At 62.4% G+C, this 19,510-nt stretch carries 8 protein-coding genes; 5 read left to right on the top strand and 3 right to left on the bottom strand.

Annotated elements, in window-relative coordinates:
- Positions 1-124 precede the first annotated feature (124 nt).
- The 3 genes from AUC43_RS20705 to AUC43_RS17925 all read left to right on the top strand — a co-directional run bounded on the left by AUC43_RS20705 (position 125) and on the right by AUC43_RS17925 (position 15,118).
- Positions 125-9,436 (top strand): T9SS type A sorting domain-containing protein, encoded by a 9,312-nt coding sequence (locus tag AUC43_RS20705; RefSeq protein WP_199243476.1) that lies wholly within the window; start codon positions 125-127, stop codon positions 9,434-9,436.
- 712 nt (positions 9,437-10,148) lie between these two features.
- Positions 10,149-10,967 carry an AraC family transcriptional regulator gene (locus AUC43_RS17930; RefSeq protein ID WP_068196888.1) on the top strand — a complete coding sequence of 273 codons (819 nt, stop codon included), beginning with the start codon at positions 10,149-10,151 and terminating at the stop codon, positions 10,965-10,967.
- A 545-nt stretch (positions 10,968-11,512) separates the two neighbouring features.
- Complete coding sequence (locus tag AUC43_RS17925; protein WP_199243475.1) at positions 11,513-15,118, top strand: T9SS type A sorting domain-containing protein; 3,606 nt, start codon at positions 11,513-11,515, stop codon at positions 15,116-15,118.
- A gap of 168 nt (positions 15,119-15,286) precedes the next feature.
- Here the strand turns inward: AUC43_RS17925 and AUC43_RS17920 are convergent, their stop codons facing one another.
- Both AUC43_RS17920 and AUC43_RS17915 read right to left on the bottom strand, forming a co-directional pair.
- Entirely contained in the window at positions 15,287-15,574 is a 288-nt protein-coding gene (locus AUC43_RS17920; RefSeq protein ID WP_068196883.1) for a hypothetical protein, read from the bottom strand.
- Positions 15,575-15,637: 63 nt separating this feature from the next.
- Positions 15,638-16,078, bottom strand: a complete 441-nt coding sequence (locus AUC43_RS17915; RefSeq protein WP_068196880.1) for a hypothetical protein — start codon at positions 16,076-16,078, stop codon at positions 15,638-15,640.
- A 128-nt stretch (positions 16,079-16,206) separates the two neighbouring features.
- Here AUC43_RS17915 and AUC43_RS17910 point away from each other — a divergent pair, with 128 nt between their 5' ends.
- Positions 16,207-16,482 (top strand): GNAT family N-acetyltransferase, encoded by a 276-nt coding sequence (locus AUC43_RS17910; RefSeq protein ID WP_068196875.1) that lies wholly within the window; start codon positions 16,207-16,209, stop codon positions 16,480-16,482.
- A 221-nt stretch (positions 16,483-16,703) separates the two neighbouring features.
- On the opposite strand, the gene AUC43_RS17905 is transcribed toward AUC43_RS17910, so the two are convergent.
- Complete coding sequence (locus AUC43_RS17905) at positions 16,704-19,052, bottom strand: endonuclease (protein WP_068196872.1); 2,349 nt, start codon at positions 19,050-19,052, stop codon at positions 16,704-16,706.
- Between the two features lie 139 nt (positions 19,053-19,191).
- Between AUC43_RS17905 and AUC43_RS17900 the strand changes: the two genes are divergently transcribed.
- Positions 19,192-19,497, top strand: a complete 306-nt coding sequence (locus AUC43_RS17900; protein ID WP_068196868.1) for a rhodanese-like domain-containing protein — start codon at positions 19,192-19,194, stop codon at positions 19,495-19,497.
- Positions 19,498-19,510 lie beyond the last annotated feature (13 nt).

Below are 19,510 nucleotides of genomic sequence, written 5' to 3'. Positions count from 1 at the left end.
TACCGCCGCCACATTTCCTTCTCGGTCCGGGTTCGACGCTTAGTTGAGTCGTGTCACGGTGGCTGCCAGGCAGCCAAACATGTTCACTTCACCCCTAACCATTCTTTATGTAAAACATGTTATCATGAGTAATCAATCCTCTTTTCACATACGTGGCCATAACTCCGATACAGTCGGGTGTTATGGCTTCGTCACATCCCGGCCGGGCGGGACAAAAAACCCACCCGGAGGGGCCCATTGGGTCGTCAGCTGGCTGCTCACGCTGCTGCTGCTGGCGGGCTTTAGCTCCAACGTGCTGGCCCAAGTCAATTGCGGGTTTGTGACCTACACGCAGGGCGGCTACGGCTCGCCGGCCCACGGGAGCAACCCGGGTACCCTGGTGCAGACCCGCTTCGCCAGTGCCTTCCCCAGTGGCCTCGTCATTGGGTGCACAGGCGCCGGTGGCCACACCCTTACCCTGACTACTGCGGCGGCGGTCACCGCCTTTTTGCCCTCGGGCAGCAACCCCGGCGCCCTGACCCAGAATTACATAAACCCGGGCCATAGCTATTCCAGCGAGTTTGCGGGCCAGCTGGCGTCCCTAACGCTGTCGGTTCACTTTTCGTCCACCAACCTGGGAGGTGCCGTCATCACGACGGGCACCTTTGCTGGTTTGACCGTGAACCAGCTGCTGGTTATCGCCAACAACGTGTACGGCGGGTGCTCTACCCAGTACACGCTTTCGCAGCTCAACACCATCCTCACGGCCATCAACGAGGCCTACGACGAGGGGCACGTCAGCACGCTGCTGAGCTGCTGCACCGTGGCGCTGGGCACCCCCAGCATCACCAACGTGGGTTGCACGGGCGGCAGCACGGGTAGCTTCACCATTGCCGCTACCGGTGGCTCGGGCTTCATGTACGCCCTGGCTACCGTGACCGGTGGTACGGTGGGCACCTACGGCACCGCGCAGGCTTCGGGCACGTTCTCGAACCTGGCCGCCGGCACCTACAGCGTCCGCGTCACGGCCGCCAACGGCTGCACGGCGGTTCGCCAGCTCACCATCAGCCAGCCGCTGGTGTCCTTGGGCATCACCACGGCCGCGGCCACCAACTCCAGCTGCACGGCAGCGGGTAGCATCACGGTAACGGCCACGGGCGGCACGGCTCCCTACACGTACCAGCTGGGCAGCGGCTCGTTTGGCACGAGCAACGTCTTCACCGGCCTGGCTCCAGGCACCTACACCGTCACCGTTCGTGACGCCAGCGGCTGCTCGGTTACCCGCACCAACGTTTCCGTGCTGGGCGTGCCCGGCAGCAACATCGTTTTGGCGCTCTCGAACGTGGTGAATGCCACCTGCACCAACAACGGCTCGGCCACGCTGAGCGCTACCGGCGGCACGGCTCCCTACACCTTCACGCTGACCAACGGCGCCACGGTGCTGACTAGCTCAACCGGTGCCTTCACTGGCCTGCTGCCCGGCACCTACCAGGTGCTGGTGCGCGATGCCAACGGCTGCACCGCTACCTGCGCTGCCATCCAAATCACTGGCACAGCGGCCGTCATTGCCCTGACTCCCACGGTAACCCCAGCCAACTGCTTCGGCACGGCTACGGGCCGGGTGCAGCTGGTGGCTACCGGCGGCACGGCTCCCTACACGTTCACCTTCGACGGCCGGCCCACCAACACCACGGGCCTGTTTGTAGACGTAGCCGCCGGCACATACCCCATCTCGGTGCGGGACGCCAACGGCTGCACGGCCACTGGCACGGTGAATGTTACGCAGCCCGCTGCGATTGCGCTGACGCTCTCGAACGTGGTAAATGCGACCTGCACCACCACGGGCTCGGCCACGCTGGGCGCTAGCGGCGGCACGGCTCCCTACACCTTCCGGCTGACTTCAGGCAGCACGGTGTTCACCAACACCACCGGTGTCTTCACCGGCCTGGGCGCTGGCCTCTACCAGGTATTGGTAACCGATGCGCGCGGCTGCACGGCCACTTGCGCCGCTATCCAAATCAACACCTCGCCGCCCATTACCCTGCTCTCTTCCACGCAGGTTAACGTGACTTGCTTCGGCGCCGCCAACGGCAGCGTTCGGCTCACGGCCACGGGTGGCACGGCTCCCTTCACCTTCACGCTGGATGGCCTGCCCACCAACACCACCGGTATTTTCACCGGCCTGGCGCCGGGCACGTACCCCATTTCGGTGCGCGATGCCAACGGCTGCACGGCCACCGGCACGGCGGTCATCATCACGCAGCCCGCTGCCATTACCCTGACCCTGTCGAACCTGGCGAATGCTACCTGCAGCGCTTCGAATGGCACGGCCACGCTGACGGCTACCGGTGGCACGGCTCCGTTCACTTACACGCTCACTTCGGGCGCTACGGTGATTAGCAACACGACGGGTATCTTCTCGGGTCTGGCTGCTGGCACCTATCAGGTACTCGTAACCGACGCTCGCGGCTGCACCGCTACCTGCGCTGCCATCCAAATCAACAGCACCCCCGCCATTACCTCGCTCACCTCCACGCAGCTGGTCAATGTGAACTGCTTCGGCACGGCCACGGGCCGGGTGCAGTTGGTGGCAGTGGGCGGCACGGCTCCCTTCACCTTCACCTTAGGCAGCCGGACCCCAAACAGCACGGGCTTGTTTGTTGACCTGGCCGCTGGCACGTACGCCGCTTCGGTGCGCGACGCCAACGGCTGCACGGCTTCGGCCGTGGTGGTTATCACGCAGCCAGTAGCGGCCCTTTCCCTGGCCACGGCTAGCGTGGTGAACGCCACCTGCAGCGCCAGCAACGGCTCTATTACCCTGGCCGCTACCGGCGGCACGGCTCCCTACACCTACGCCCTGGACGGCCTGCCCACCAACTCGACCGGTGTGTTCGCCGGCCTGCCTGCTGGTGTGTACCCCGCTTCGGTAACGGATGCCCGGGGCTGCACTTTCGTGCTGGGCAACGTGACCATCCTGGGCACGCCGGCCATCATCTCGCTGGGTTCTAGCCAGCAGGTAAACGTGAGCTGCTTCGGCACGGCTACTGGCAGCGTTCGGCTGACGGCAGTAGGCGGCACGGCTCCCTACACCTACACGCTGGATGCGCTGCCTTCCAACACCACCGGTATCTTCACCGGTCTGGCAGCTGGCACCTACACCACGTCGGTACGTGACGCCAATGGCTGCATCGCCACGGGCGCTTCTGTTGTTATCACGCAGCCGGCTGCTCTGACGGGTACGTTCACCGCCACCGGCATCAGATGCTTCGGTGGTTCGGCTACCCTAACTGGTGCTATCACGGGGGGTACGCCTCCTTACCAGGTTTCGGTCAACGGCGCGCAGTTCGTTCCGGCTCCGGTAGCTTCCGGCTCCATCTCGCTCCCCGCTGGCTCTTACAGCGTGGTAGTGCGCGATGCCAACCTCTGCACGGTTTCGAGTCAAATCGTAATCACGCAGCCCGCGCAAGTGGTGGCCTCGGCTAACACGCCCGTCATCAACTGCTTCGGCGGCACGACGACGCTGACGGCCTCGGCCGTGGGCGGCACGGGCGCTTACCAGTTCTCCTTCAACGGCGACGCCTTCGACGGCCCCAGCCGGGTAGTGGGCGCGGGCACCTACAGCATCGTGGCCCGCGACGCCAACGGCTGCCTCTCGGCCGCCGTAACGCGCGTGGTAGCACAGCCTGCTGCACTGGTTGTAACGCTCTCGAACCTGGTGAACGGCACCTGCACTACCGCCACGGGCTCGGCTACGCTGAGCGCTAGCGGCGGCACGGCTCCCTATGTGTATCAATTGAGCATGGGCAGCACGGTGGTAACGAGCACGACCGGCATCTTCACTGGTTTGGCTGCTGGCACTTATGCGGTTCTGGTGACGGATGCTCGCGGCTGCACGGCCACTTGCGCTGCCATCCAAATCAACAGCATCTTCGCCAACATCGTCCTGACCTCGACGCAAACGAACGTGAACTGCTTCGGCACGAACACGGGCAGCTTCACGGTTACGGCCACGGGTGGCGCAGCTCCCTATCAGTACTCGGTGAACGGTTCGGCCTTCGGCTCGAGCAACACGTTCAGCGGCCTGATTGCTGGCACGTACAACGCTACGGCACGGGACATAAACGGCTGCTTGGGCACCACCACGGTGACCATCACCCAGCCGCTGACCGCCCTGGCCATTGCCACGGCCGTTCCTTCCAACGCTATCTGCACGGCTGCTAATGGCAGCATTACCGTAACCGCTACCGGCGGGGCCGGTGGGTTCCAGTACGCCATCAACGGTGGTGCTTTCGGCTCGAGCAACGTATTTACCGGCCTGGCTGCCGGCAACTACACTGTATCGGTCCGGGACGCCAGCGCCTGCGTCGTAACCAGCTCCACTGTCACCATCCTGGGCGCACCCAGCCCAATTGTCCTCACTTCGGTGGTGACTCCGGTTCGCTGCTTCGGCGAAGCCAACGGCAGCGTTCAATTGGCCGCTAGCGGCGGCGCTGGTCCGTATGTCTTCACCCTTGACGGCCGCCCGAGCAACAGCACGGGCCTGTTCACGGGCCTGGCCGCTGGTACCTATCCCATCTCGGTAACGGGCGCCTTCGGCTGCGTGGCTACCGGCTCGGTGGTTATCTCGCAACCTGCTCAACTGGTGGTGACGCTCTCCAACCTGGTGAACGGCACCTGCACCACGGCTACCGGCTCAGCTCAACTGACCGCAACCGGTGGCACGGGTCCTTACACCTACACGCTGACTGCGGGTAGCACGGTAATTACCAACACCACCGGCATCTTCTCCGGCCTGGCTGCGGGCACGTATGCTGTCTTGGTAACGGATGCCCGCGGCTGCACGGCCACGTGTGCCGCCATCCAAATCAACAGCATCTTCGCCAACATCGTGGTGACCACGACGCAGCAAAACGTAACCTGCTTCGGCACGGCTACGGGCAACTTCGTTATCTCGGCCACGGGCGGCACGGCTCCCTATCAGTACTCGGTGAACGGTACGCCCTTCGCGGAGTTCAACGGCTTCCGCAACCTGCTGGCCGGCTTCTACATTGTGACGGTGCGCGACGCTAACGGCTGCCTGGGCAACACTTCGGTGACCATCACGCAGCCGCTGACGGCGCTGGCCATTACTACTGTAGTGCCAACTAACGCCATCTGCATTGCTGCCAATGGCAGCATCACCGTAACCGCCACGGGCGGCACGGCTCCCTACCAATACTCGCTTAATGGGGCGGCATTCGTTCCCGGAAACGTGTTCACTGGTCTGGCTGCTGGCACGTACACCGTCACCGTCCGCGACGCCAATGGCTGCATCGTAACCCAGAGCGGCGTTTCCATCCTGGGCTCGCCCAGCGCGCTGGTGCTGGCTTCGGCTGTAACTCCGGTTCGCTGCTTCGGCGAAGCCAACGGCAGCGTTCAATTGGCCGCTAGCGGCGGCGCTGGTCCGTATGTCTTCACCCTCGACGGCCGCCCGAGCAACAGCACGGGCCTGTTCACGGGCCTGGCCGCGGGCACGTACCCCGTATCGGTAACCGGCGCCTTCGGCTGCGTGGCTACCGGCTCGGTGGTTATCTCGCAACCTGCTCAACTGGTGGTGACGCTCTCCAACCTGGTGAATGCCAACTGCACGGCGGCTACCGGTTCGGCTCAGCTGACCGCCACGGGCGGCACGGGTCCCTACACCTACACGCTGACCAACGGCGCGACGGTGATTAGCAACACGACCGGCATCTTCTCCGGCCTCGTGGCTGGCACGTATGCGGTTCTGGTAACGGATGCTCGCGGCTGCACGGCCACGTGCGCTGCTATCCAAATCCTGGGTGTACCGTCCATCATTGCCCTCACGCCTTCCGTCCTCAACGCTACCTGCTTCGGCACGGCAACGGGCCGGGTACAGCTGACGGCAGTAGGCGGCACGGCTCCCTACACGTTCACCTTCGACGGCCGCGCTTCCAACAGCACGGGCTTGTTTACGGACGTAGCCGCTGGCACGTACCCCATCCTGGTGCGTGACGCCAACGGCTGCACCGCTTCGGGTACGGTAGTGGTTGGCCAGCCCACGCAGGTGGTGCTTGCCAATGCGGTGACCAACGTGACCTGCTTCGGCGCTAACAACGGTCGGGTTCAGCTCTCCGCTACCGGTGGTACGGGTGCTTACACCTTCACCCTGGACGGTGTCAGCAACGCTTCGGGCCTGTTCATCGGCCTGGCTCCCGGCACCTACCCCATCGCCGTGCGCGATGCCAACGGCTGCGTGGCTACCGGCTCGGTGGCCATCACGCAGCCCGCTCAACTGGTGGTGACGCTCTCCAACCTGGTGAACGGCACCTGCACCACGGCTACCGGCTCAGCTCAACTGACCGCCACCGGCGGCACGGGTCCTTACACCTACACGCTGACTTCGGGTAGCACGGTGATTACCAACACCACCGGCATCTTCACTGGGCTGGCTGCTGGCACTTATGCTGTCTTGGTAACGGATGCTCGCGGCTGCACGGCCACTTGCGCCGCCATCCAAATCAACAGCATCTTCGCCAACATCGTCCTGACCTCGACGCAAGTGAACGTGAACTGCACCGGCCTGAATACCGGCAGCTTCGCAATCACGGCCACGGGTGGTACGGCTCCCTATAGCTACTCGGTGAACGGCGGCGGCTTCGGCAGCGGCAACATCTTTAGCAACCTGGTAGCTGGCACCTACAACGTGATTGTTCGCGACGCCAACGGCTGCACGGCCACGCGTCAGATTGTTATCACGCAGCCGGTTATTGTGCTGGGCATCCCCACGGTAGATGTAATCAATGCTACCTGCATCGGTGCTAACGGCAGCATCACTGTGAATGCTGCTGGTGGCCAGGGTGGCTACACCTACGCTCTCGACAACGGCGGCTTCGGCACGAGCAATGTGTTCAGCGGCCTGGCTGCTGGTACCTACACGGTATCGGTACGCGACGCTGGCAACTGCACCGTGACGCGCTCGAACGTGGCCATCCTGGGCACGCCGAGCACCATCGTACTCGCTTCGGCAGTAGTGTCTCCGGTACGTTGCTTCGGCGAAGCCAATGGCAGCGTGCAGCTCACGGCCACGGGCACGGGTCCCTTCACCTTCACCCTCGACGGCCGCCCGAGCAACAGCACGGGCCTGTTCACGGGTCTGGCGGCTGGTACCTATCCCATCTCGGTAACCGGCGCCTTCGGCTGCACGGCTACGGGCTCGGTGACCATCGCGCAGCCGGCGCCCATCGTGCTGACGCTGTCGAACCTGGTGAATGCTACGTGCACCACCGCTACCGGCTCGGCTCAGCTGACGGCTACCGGCGGCACGGCTCCGTTCACGTACCAGTTGACCAACGGCAGCCTCGTGCTGACGAACTCGACCGGTATCTTCTCGGGCTTGGCTGCTGGCACCTATCAGGTGCTCGTAACCGACGCTCGCGGCTGCACGGCTACGTGTGCCGCTATCGAAATCCGCAGCATCTTCGCCAACATCCTGGTGACTTCGACGCAAGTGAACGTGAGCTGCTTCGGCGCCAACACGGGCAACTTCATCGTATCGGCCACGGGTGGTACCGCTCCTTATCTGGTATCGGTAAACGGCGGTGCTTTCGGCTCGGCAAACGTGTTTGCTAACCTGACCGCCGGCACCTACAACGTGACGGTGCGCGATGCCAACGGCTGCCTGGGCACCACTGCGGTGACCATCTTGCAACCACTGGCTCCTGTTGCTATCGTCGCTTCGGTAAGCAACGCCATCTGCACGGCAGCTAACGGCAGCATCACCGTAACCGCTACGGGCGGGGTTGGTGGCTACCAGTTCTCTCTCGACGGCTACTCGTTCAGCTCGAGCAGCGTGTTCGCGGGCCTGGCCCCTGGCACCTACACGGTGACCGCACGTGATGCTAACGGCTGCATAGCCCGCGCCAACGTGACCATCCTCGGTACGCCCAGCCCAATTGTGCTGACCAATGCGGTGACCAACGTGAGCTGCTTTGGCTCGAACAATGGCAGCGTACAGCTCTCGGCTACGGGCACGGGTCCGTTCGTCTTCACCCTCACCGGCCGTCCCAGCAATGGTACGGGTCTGTTCACGGGCTTGGCCCCGGGTACTTACACGGCGTCGGTAACGGGTGCCTTCGGCTGCACGGCTACCACTACGGTCGTTATCTCGCAACCAGCGGTGCTGGGCGTGACGCTCTCGAACCTGGTGAACGCCAACTGCACCACCGCCACCGGCTCAGCGCAACTGACCGCAACGGGTGGCACGGGCCCCTACACTTACTCGTTGACGATGGGCAGCACGGTGCTGACCAACAACACGGGTATCTTCACGGGCCTGGCTCCGGGTGTCTACAATGTGCTGGTGGTTGACGCTCGCGGCTGCACGGCCACTTGCGCTGCTATCCAAATCAATAGCACCTTCGCCAGCATCGCCCTGACCTCGACCCAGGTGAACGTGAGCTGCTTCGGCGGCAACACGGGCAGCTTCGTCATCACGGCCACGGGCGGCACGGCTCCCTACAGCTATCAGTTGGGCAGCGGAGCCTTTGGCTCGAGCAACACGTTCAGCAACCTGACCGCCGGCACCTACAACGTGACGGTACGGGATGCCAACGGCTGCACGGCCACGCGCCAAGTTGTTATCACGCAGCCCACGCAGCTCGTGCTGAGCTCTACGGCCACGAACGTGACTTGCTTCGGTGCTAACAACGGCCAGGTACAACTCACTGCTACCGGTGGTACAGGGGCTTATACCTTCACGCTGGATGGTGCTAGCAACGCAACGGGCCTGTTCATCGGCCTGGCTCCCGGCACCTACGCCATCGCAGTGCGCGATGCCAACAACTGCACGGCTACGGCCACGTCAGTGAGCATCACGCAGCCTGCATCGGCTCTGAGTGTCGTGTTCTCGGCCACGGTGAATGCCTGCAGCGGCACCGCCGGACAAGCTTCGGTGAGCGCAGTAGGCGGTACGGCTCCGTACACCTATCAGCTCCGCGTTGCCTCCACGGGTGTAGTAGTTGCTACTTCGCCGGTTACGTCGGGTAGCTACAACTTCACGGGCTTGGCCGCGAATACGTATCGGTTGTTTGTAACCGATGCTCGTGGCTGCACCAAGGAGTGCACGACGCAACTGCTCATCACCAACGCCTGCTCGTCCTTCAGCAGCACCGGCAGCAATGGCTCGTCGACTGCTAACTCGGCCGACCAGATTGTGGTGTACCCGAACCCCTTCAAAGAGAAGGCAACGGTTGAGTTCCGTGTAGCCGAAGGTGAGCACTACTCGCTCGCCATCTACGACATGGTAGGTCGCGTGGTGAGCCGCGTAGCCGAAGGCACGGGCGAAGCCAACCACACCTATCAGGTGGTGGTAGGCCAAGGCCTGGAAGAAGGCATCTACATGATGCGTCTGACCCTCGGCAACAAAGTGAAATCGGTCCGTCTCCACGTACAGAAGTAATTCTGTAGCAAGGAGTGTCTAAGAAGCCGCCGGCAATTTGCCGGCGGCTTTTTTGTTTTTGCCAGCCCACCGAACCTCGTCTTGAGCCAGTGCGGAAAAGGGCAGGGGTGAAACGCAGCAGGGGCTTCCATCATTCGATGGAAGCCCCTTTGCACGTACTGCCGCCGCAGCCAAGCGCCAGGGGGCCATGCGGTGCCCCACCCAATCCGGGAGCCCGATGGATGGCTGCCCCCAGCCAGGTCCCGGCTCAGGCTACGCTGAGCTGCGCCAGGTGGGACGCACCAGGATTGCAGGCCGCCATCGTCCAATGGTAATTGAGTTAGAATGAACCGTCAGCCTGAGCAGTGTGCCTGCCGGCCGGCCCTTTTATTGCCGGTTTCAGAAATTATTGATAGGGGTAAAACGGACTGCAGGTAATCTTGGCGGTGCGCGGTGCGCAGGCACTGCTTTACTGGCCTTTAGGTGCTGGGTGTACTAGGCTTGTCACGCAGCAGGCCCCATATATATCATTGTTCCACAAGTATTTAATGGCAAAAAGGGAGCGTATTGAAAATCAGCTTCTCTCGGAAAAGCTATGAGGAGTAACAACCATCTCCTTATGTGCGAGACTTTGATAATATCTATTTTTTATTTGACTAATACAATGTATATTCAAGGACTCAATTACGCCGCGGCCTGCTAAGCTCAGCCGTAGCACTGCTGGTGAAAGTGTATGGTATGGCAGGAATTTACTCCATCGGCTTCCCTGCAAAATATAGTAGAGTGCTACTGGGCCTACGAAGAGCCGAACCCGGCTGCGCCCCGGCAGCACGCGGTGCTGCCCTCGCCCAAGCCGTCGATAATTGTGGTGCTGGGCCAGCACGAGCAGCCGGTGGTTTTCGAAAGCACCAGCGGCCAGCGCATTACAGAAGGCTGGATGCTGGGCCAGGTCACGGACCACCGCCTGAGCCTGCGTTGCGCCCGGCCGGCCAGTCTGTTTGGGGTCATGTTTCAGCCCACCGGGTTCTACCAGCTGCTGGGGATGTCCATGGCCGCCGCGGCGAGCATGGGGCCGGAGCAGGCATGTGCCCCGCGCCAGTTTGGCGAGGCCCTCACGCGCCGGGTGCAGGCCGCTACCAGCCCCGCCGAGCGCGTGGCCGCCGCCGAGGAACTGCTCCTGGCCCAACCGGTGCGGCCCACCCCCGGCACCCCGGTGGTGGAAGTGGTAGCGGCGGCCCTACGGCAGCGGCGCGGGCAGGTATACGCCGACGAGCTGGCCCGCCTGGCCCACCTGAGCCGGCGGCAGCTCGAGCGCCGGTTTCGCGAAGCGGTGGGCGTCTCGCCCAAGCTCTTCGCCGAGATTAGCCGCTTTGCCCGGGTATTTGAGCTGCTGAAGGAGCAGCCCCACACCAACTGGCATGACCTGGCCCAGGCCTGTGGGTACTTCGACCAGGCCCATTTCATCCGGGAGTTCCGGCGCTTCACGGAGGAAACACCCGCCGCCTTTTTTCAGCACGGCCGCGACGCGGACCCGCTGTTTGGGAGCGCCTGAAAACGTCGCATCTGTACAATGCTGGTCCTGCCTATACGAGTATGTTTGCATTATTTTCGACGGGTCAGCTAAACAGTTGATTGTCAATCTGAACACTATAAATTATTTTTTTATTGTTCCACTTTTATCCCCAAATGCTATGACCTAAGCACTTGCACGTTCGTCGGCCTGCCTAGCAGGTGCGTGGCCAACTGGGTCCTTCCAACTGGTGCCACCCCATTTTTCTCTCGGTCCGTGACGGCGCTTCAATGAGTCGTGTCACGGTGGCTGCCTGACAGCCAAACGAGTATCCATTTCACTTTTTCGACTGCTACCGTATGTAAAAATCAGTTATCATGAATAAGCAAACCCCGGCTAACACATTTGGCCTCCACCCCAATGCCCTCGCCTGTTACGTCACCTTGGCTCCGCGCCATGACGGGAAAAATTACCCAACCAAAAGCATGCATTGGGTGGCCAGTTGGCTACTCACCCTGTTCCTACTAGCAGGCTTAGGCTCCAGCGTTGCCGCGCAAGGCAATCTGCCCAATACCAATTGCGGGTTCGTGACGTATACCCAGGGCGGCTACGGTGCCGAGCCGCATGGCAACAACCCGGGCACTATCGTGCGGGCGCGTTTCGAAACCTTCTTCCCCAATGACCTCATCATTGGCTGCACGGGCACCGGAGGGCACACCATCCGGCTCACCAGTGCCGCGGCCGTGGCCGCCTTTCTGCCCTCGGGCAGCAACCCCGGCGTCCTGACCCAGAACTATGTGGACCCCACTAAGAAAAACGGCAATTCCAAAAATAACGGGCCCAATAGCTACTCCAGCGAGTTTGCGGGCCAGCTGGTTGCCCTCACGCTGTCGGTGGCCTTCTCGCCGAATAACCTGGGAAGTGCCGTCATCACGTCGGGCACCTTTGCCGGGCTAACGGTGAACCAGCTGCTGGTTATCGCCAACAACGTGTACGGCGGCTGCTCCACCCAGTACTCACTCTCGCAACTAAATGACATTCTCACGGCCATCAACGAAGGCTACGACGAGGGCCATCGCAGCAACATTCTGAGCTGCCCGCCTGCCTGCACCCTGGCGCTGGGCACGCCCACCATCACCAACGTGAGCTGCTTTGGCGGCAACACGGGCGCCTTCACTATCTCGGCCACGGGTGGCACTACGTTTTCCTATGCCATTGCTCGGGTGACGGGCGGAGTGGTGGGTACCTATGGCACGGCGCAGTCTTCGGGCACGTTCTCGAACCTGGCTGCTGGCACCTACAGCGTTCGGGTTACCTCCGGCAATTGCACCGCCACGCGGTTGGTTACCATCACCCAGCCTTTGTCTGCGTTGGGCATCACCACGGTGGGGGTGGTCAACGCGACCTGCACGGCTACAGGTAGCATCACGGTAACGGCCGCCGGCGGCACGGCTCCCTACACCTACCAGCTGGGCAGCGGCGCCATCGGCACAAGCAACGTCTTCACGGGCCTGGCTCCGGGCAGCTACACCGTCACCGTGCGTGACGCCAGCGGCTGCACAACCACCCGCACCAACGTGGCCGTTCTGGGCGTGCCCGGCAACCTGGTCGTGACGCTCTCGAACCTGGTGAACGCCACGTGCACCAATAACGGCTCGGCTACGCTCAGCGCCAGTGGTGGCGCCGCGCCCTACTTCTTCTCCCTGACGATGGGGAGCACCACGCTCACCAGCACAACCGGTATTTTCAACAACTTGGCCCCCGGAACTTACCAGGTGCTGGTGCGCGATGCCAACGGCTGCACCGCTACCTGCGCGGCTATTGTAATCCTGGGCACCCCGGCCATCATCTCGCTGACTTCGAGCCAGCAGGTGAACGTGAGTTGCTTCGGCGGCACCAACGGCAGCGTTCAGCTGACGGCAGTAGGCGGCACCGCCCCCTACACCTACACGCTGGACGCCCGGCCCACCAACACCACCGGGATTTTCACTGGTCTGGCGGCGGGTACTTATGCTATTTCGGTGCGTGACGCCAACGGCTGCACCGCCACCGGTACGGCCGTTGTGATTACGCAGCCGGCCGTGTTGGGCGTGACGCTTTCCAACTTGATTGACGCTAACTGCAGCACGGCGACGGGCTCGGCCACGCTGACCGCCACGGGCGGCACGGGCCCCTTTACCTTCACGCTCACGCGCGGCACGCAGGTGCTCAATCTCACCACCACTGGCACCAACCGGTCGGTAACGTTCACGGGCTTAGCCCCCGGCACCTACCAAGTACTGGTGACTGATGCCAATGGCTGCACGGCCACTTGCGCCGCCATCGTAATCCAAGGCGTAAACACCATCACGGGCTTGGTGGCTTCTGCCGTAACCAACGTAAGTTGCTTTGGAGCTAACAATGGCAGCGTGACCCTGACCGTAGCCGGTGGGGCGGCTCCCTTCACCTTCCGGGTTGATGGGCAGACGATTGTGAGCAACAATAGCACGGTGACCTTCACGGGCCTGGCCCCGGGTACGAACATTCCCATTTCAGTAACAAGCGGAAGCTGCGTCTTCACCGGCACATCCATCAACATCACCCAGCCAGTGGTATTGGGCGTAACGCTCTCCAACTTGGTGAATGCTACCTGCACGGCTTCGACCGGCTCGGTGACGTTGGCAGCGACTGGCGGTACCGGTCCATACACCTACACGCTGACCATGGGTAGCACCGTTCGCACCATTGTCGACGGGGCTTCGGCCACGTTCTTGGGCTTGGCTCCGGGTATCTACCAGGTACTGGTAACCGATGCTCGCGGCTGCACCGCTACCTGCGCTGCTATCGAAATCCTTGGCGTGAACAACATCACGGCCTTGACCGAAACGGCGATTACGAATGTGACCTGCTTCGGCGCCAACAACGGCCGCGTTACCTTGACGGTGGCCGGTGGGTCGGCTCCATTCACTTTCACGGTGGACGCCCGCACGATTGTGAGCAACGACCGCACGGTGACCTTCACGAACCTGGCTCCTGGTACGAACATCCCTGTATCGGTAACCAGCGGCACCTGCACGTTTGCCGGTGCGTCTATCAACATCACGCAGCCCGCGGCGTTGGGCTTAGGCCAGACCATCGTGACAAATGCTAGCTGTGCTGGCCTAACCGGCTCGGTAACGACGCAGGCTACGGGTGGCACTGCTCCTTATACCTACAGCCTGCTCGGCCCGGGTGTTCGTCTGCCACAAGGACCCACTGCCGGCGCTGTTACCTTTAGCGGTCTGGGGGCTGGCACCTACAGTGTCAGAGTCGTTGATGCCAATGGCTGCGAATTCACGGGTTCTTCGTTCAGCATCCTCGGCGTGAACGCAATCACGACGCTGAGTGCAGTAGGAAGTCCAATTGTATGCTTCGGCACCAATAGCGGAAGCGTAACGCTGGCCGTGGCCGGTGGCACGGCGCCGTTTACCTATACCTTGGTAGGCCCCGGCGGCACCATCATCGTGTCGGACGGCTCTTCGGTGACCTTCCAGAACCTGGCCCCGGGCACCTACACGGGGTCGGTACGTGATGTTAACGGCTGCACGGCTACGGCCAACTCGGTGACCATCACGCAGCCCGCCGCTGCGCTCCAGGTCATCTTTGGCGCTACCGTGAATGCTTGCAATGATGCTTTTGGTCGGGTATTCGTGAGCGCCAGCGGCGGTACGGCTCCCTACACGTATCGCCTCAGCTTGGCTTCGGCTCCCAATCCGGTCGTTGCCAGTTCGGGAGCGGTTGCTGATGGGTTTACCTTCACCGGCTTAACTGCCAACAACTACCTGCTGACGGTGACCGATGCCCGTGGCTGCACGGCCGTGTGCCCCACTCAGTTGCAAATCACCAATGCCTGCACCAGCTCGACCTCTTCCGCTCTGACCGCCTCATCGGGTGGCACCCTCAAGATTGGTTCGGCTGACGTGTCGCTGCAAGTGTACCCGAACCCCGTTCGCGAGAGGGCTACTGTTGAGTTCCGCGTGGCCGAAGGCCAGAGCTACTCTGTAGCCATCTACGACATGGTGGGCCGCGTGGTACGCAACGTCACCAAAGGCGTAGGCGAAGCCAATCATACCTATCAAGTGCCCGTGAGCCTTGGTTTGGAAGACGGCATGTACCTGGTACGCCTCACCACTGGCAATACTGTGAAGACCGCTCGTCTCAACGTGCAGAAATAATGCTGCAGCCTTGAGTGTACAAAAGCCGCCGGCATCCGCCGGCGGCTTTTTTGTTACTGCCCAGCCAGGTTCGCGGCAGCCTATAAAAATTGGGCTGATTAGCACTTTGGGCTAAACGCAAAAAGGCTTCCATTTTCCAATGGAAGCCTTTTTCAAGTGGTCAGAGCCTTATTTGGAGGGCTCTTGCTCTTCGGGCAGCGTGAAGGCCCGGTCGCTGGGGTCGGTCAGCTCGCGGGGCAGGTTCTCGTCCGACGCGGGGGCGGGGCCGGAGAGGGTGCGGGCTTCGCGGTCCATGCGCATGGAGTCGTCCTCCAGGTCGGCCATGGCCTGGCCCGAAGGGTTGTTGTCGTCCACAATCTGACCGTAGGTTTCAGCGTCCAGCATGGGCGTGGAGGCCCCGTCTCCGGCGTTGGGGTCTTGGTTGTTTTCGAATTGGTCTGAATTTTCAGGAGACATCGTTTCGTATGGTTAGCAGTGCGCCTTGAGCAGGGCCCGGGTGTACTGATTGTGGATAATAGCTTATTCCTGGCCGTCTTTAGTGCTGGCCGATTCGTCGCGGGTGTTGTGCGTGCCGCCTCCGGCATAACGGGGGTCGTCGAGGGCCCAGGCGGCGCGTTGCTCGTCGTTGTCCTCGTTCTGGGTGGCGCGCACGGCGGCGGGGTTCTGGTTTTGCTCCACGTGGCCGGGCTGGTCGGCGGGGTTGCTGGGGGCCTCGCGGGCGTCCTTATCCCGGCTGCGCAACTCGCTGAATTCGTCGGGGTTGTCGTTGGAGCCGTCGCGGCCGGAATGCTGGGCCGCAGTCGGCGCGTTGGGGTCGATGCCGCCGAACTCCCCGTAGTTGGGGCTGGTGGCGGTCAGAATGGGGTCGTTGGGGTTGGGGCGGGCCGTGGCCGCGCGTTGTTGCTGGTCTTCGGGGCGGGTGTCGTTGGCCGGCGAATTGGAAGTGTTTTGCGTATCCATGGGAAAGAAGAAAGTAAGAAACGAATCGGGCCAAGCCCGTCTTTTGGTCTCTTTACGCAAACCAGCCGCCGCCGGCTATTTTCACGTACTGGCGCTGCCTTTCCCCATCGATTTACCCACTACCAAGCATGGCAATTCAGCACAATTCCAACGACCAGCAGTTCACCGTTATCCGCCGCGGCCACGAGGGCGAGCTGGCCTATTCGCTTCCCGCCGAGGGCATCATCGATTTCACCCACACCTTCGTAGCCGAGGAGCTGCGCGGCGAGGGCGTGGCCGACGAACTGGCCCGTGCCGCCCTGGAGTTTGCCCGCAACGAGAAGCTGAAAGTGAAAACCTCCTGTTCCTTTATGGCCAAGTTTGTCCGGCGCAATCAGTCGGAATACGCGGACCTGTTGGCCTAGAAATCTTAGAGGCTAGCCCGACCTTGGTTGTGTTTTTCTAATCGTCTGTCATGCAGAGCGCAGCGAAGCATCTTATCAGGTTCGAACAAATCGTTCCGCGGCGATAAGATGCTTCGCTGTGCTCTGCATGACAGGCGATTAGCCTTTCCACTCCAAAGCAAGCAAAAGCCCCGGCCGTGTCATACGGCCGGGGCTTTTGCTTGCTTTGAAGTGGGGTTGAGTTACTGCACCACCACGCGGCCCGTGTATTCAAGGCCGGCGCAGGTTACGCGCACGGCGTACAGGCCAGCGGGCAGGCCGTGCAGGTCCACCAGCGTCGCATCGGTGGCGCTGAGCTGGGCGGTGCGCTGGCGAACGGGGCGGCCCAGCATATCGAGCACGGCCACGGTGGCGGCGCGGGCGGTGGGCATGCCGGGCAGGCGCAGCTGCACAGTTCCGGTGGCGGGATTGGGGAAAATCTCCAGGGTGTTGCGCAGCACTGTGGCGGTGCGGGTGGCCGTGGGAATAAAGCAGCCGGCACTCACGTAGCTGCCGACGCCGGTATAGTTATCGACGCCGCCGGCCGACCACGTGACGCTGCCGTACGGGCCGTTCCAGCGGCCGCCCTGGCTTACGGTGGGCTGGCGCACCAGCGTGTTGTTCAAAGTTGAGCCGTTGGGCACGGTCCAGGCGCCACCGGCGGGTGTCTGGCCAATCACCCCGATAACGTCGAGGGTATCGGTGCCATCGAAAAGCGCTATTGCATCATCGCCATTGAAAAAAGCCACCCCGCTCTGCAGGTCGGTTTGAGCAGCTACGCCGGGGTCGGTCACGCCGGTGTTGGCAACCACGTAAACATCGCCGGGCGCAATGGTGCCCGTGAGCTGCTGCGTGGTAGTGGGGGTGGTGGCGCCGTTGGAGTACAGCACCACGCGCTTGCCGTTGAGCGACATGGGCGCGTTGGTGGGGTTATAAATCTCCACCACTTTGGTGTTGCCCAGCTGCGACTCCACGTACTGCGAGAAGTAGGCTTTGGTGCAGGGCGCACCCGCCGGGGCGGCGTCATCGTTCACGATGGTGAGTACGTGGGCCCCGGGCGTGCCCCGGATGATGGTAGTGTTGGAGGGCGCGCCCAGCACCAGCCGCACGGTTTCGCTGGGCTCGTAGGTGGCGTCGCCCACCACGGTCACCGTCACGGGTTGGGTGAGCGCCGTGGCGCTGGGGAACGTGACGGTAGTGGTGGTGAGGGTGTAATCGGTGGGGCTGGTGGCGGTGGTGCCGGCCGCATCCACCGTCACGGGCACTGTGATGGGGAAGCTAAGACTGCTTGGGTTGGTCAGGACGACGTTGGCGGTGTAGGTGGTGGTGCCGGCGTTACCTTCCGCAATGTTGCCCGCGGCCGTGGCGAAGGCCAGCATAGGAGCGGGGCCGTCGTCGTTGGTCAGGGTGAGGGTGTGGGCGCCGGGGCTGCCCACGCTGGTGCCGGTGCTGGGGTTGGTCAAGGTCAGGACCACGGTTTCGTCGGCTTCGGGCTGGGTGTCGCCGTTCACGGTCACGGTCACCGTCTGGCTGGTGGAGCCGGCTGGGAAGGTGACGGTGGTGGGCGAGGCGAAGGCAAAATCGGTGCCGCTGGTGGCCGTGGAGCTGGTGGCGTCCAGGTTCACCTGCACGGTGACGGGGGCGGTGGCGGCCGGGGCCAGGTTCAGGGTCACGGTGTAGGTGCTGGTGCCGGCGTTGCCTTCGGCGATAGCCCCAGTGGTGCTGGCAAAGCTGAACAGCGGGCCGGGAGGCGCCGGGCCCCAGGCCGTGGCAACCGTGGCGGGGTAAGCAATGTAGGGGTTGAAGTTGCCCTGGCTGGCGGCTACGCGGTTGTTGCGCTCAATTTCGTGGGCATCTACCGGGTCGGCGAGGTGCCAGGCGTAGAGGGTATTGATGTCGGCGGTGGCGCTGATGTTGTTGTGGCCCGTCAGAATCAGGTCGGGCTGGTCGGCGTGCACGGTGTAAAAATAGAAGATGGCGCGGGCCACGTTGCCCTTGTGGTCTTCTCGGGGCTCAAACTGGGTGTTGGTGTCTTCGCTCCACTCGTCGAGGTTGGCGGCCGGAATGGTGGGCTGGCTCACGAGGCCGCGCATCCAGGTCTGGGTGGTTGCGTCGGGAATGTCGGCGTAGGGGTCCGAGCCGCGCAGGTTGTTCCAGGTATCGTAGGTCGGGAACAGGTGGTGCATGTCGGAGCGCATCCGCACCGTCTGGTTAAACCACGACTGCGGCACGGTGTGCTCGCAGTTAATGCGGCTGACCACGGTGGTGCTGGTGTTCGTAGCGCTGTAGGGCACCGTTTCCTGGTACCCCGAGTACACGCAGGTCACTGTGTTGTTGTAGTTGTCGGCGTAGTTGTACATCTTGCCGCGGGCCGTGGCGTAGCTCAACTCCACGCGCTTGCCGTCGTACCAGTTGGTGCGGTACCAGTCGCGCAGCTGCACACCCGATAAGTTGGCCGGCGGAGCGGGCGGCAGGGGCGGCACGGTCTGGGCCTGCAGGGCCGTCGGCGCCAGCCCAAGCACGACCACCAAAGAAGCGAAAAAGTGTTTCATAGATTTGAATTAGAGGGGGAAGGAACAAAGGTAAGCGCTGGAGTAGGTGCCGTGATAAGCTCGGCCGTTACCATATCAAGATGACTTCCGGCGTACTTTCGCCCACCCGTTTATCCGTTCACTTTACCACCCATTTTCCATGGCTGACATCACCCCCGCCGAACTCCTGCAGCGCCAGAAAGCCGGCGAATCTCCTCTCATTCTCGACGTGCGCGAACCCTGGGAGCACGAGGAAGGCCGCATTCCCGGTGCCCAAAACATTCCGCTCAACTCACTGCCCGAAAAGCTCGACGACCTCGACGAGTGGAAAAATCAGGAAATCATCGTCCATTGTAAAGGCGGCGGCCGCGCCACCTCGGCCAAGGCCTACCTCACCCAGCAAGGCTTCACCAACGTGCGCAACCTCGAAGGCGGCTTCCAGGCTTATATGGCGGCTGGGATTTAGTATAAACGCACCC

Origin of the sequence: Hymenobacter sedentarius, assembly GCF_001507645.1 — a bacterium.
In the GTDB taxonomy this organism is placed as follows: domain Bacteria; phylum Bacteroidota; class Bacteroidia; order Cytophagales; family Hymenobacteraceae; genus Hymenobacter; species Hymenobacter sedentarius.
Note: the sequence above shows the minus strand (reverse complement) of the source record. Positions and strands in the feature narration are given on the sequence as shown.

What these genes read in the sequence shown, in the direction of transcription:
- AUC43_RS17905 (WP_068196872.1), bottom strand. Translation starts at nt 19,052, where the DNA reads ATGAAACACTTTTTCGCTTCTTTGGTGGTCGTGCTTGGGCTGGCGCCG.
- AUC43_RS17930 (WP_068196888.1), top strand. Translation starts at nt 10,149, where the DNA reads ATGGTATGGCAGGAATTTACTCCATCGGCTTCCCTGCAAAATATAGTA.
- AUC43_RS17910 (WP_068196875.1), top strand. Translation starts at nt 16,207, where the DNA reads ATGGCAATTCAGCACAATTCCAACGACCAGCAGTTCACCGTTATCCGC.
- AUC43_RS17915 (WP_068196880.1), bottom strand. Translation starts at nt 16,078, where the DNA reads ATGGATACGCAAAACACTTCCAATTCGCCGGCCAACGACACCCGCCCC.
- AUC43_RS17900 (WP_068196868.1), top strand. Translation starts at nt 19,192, where the DNA reads ATGGCTGACATCACCCCCGCCGAACTCCTGCAGCGCCAGAAAGCCGGC.
- AUC43_RS17920 (WP_068196883.1), bottom strand. Translation starts at nt 15,574, where the DNA reads ATGTCTCCTGAAAATTCAGACCAATTCGAAAACAACCAAGACCCCAAC.
- AUC43_RS20705 (WP_199243476.1), top strand. Translation starts at nt 125, where the DNA reads ATGAGTAATCAATCCTCTTTTCACATACGTGGCCATAACTCCGATACA.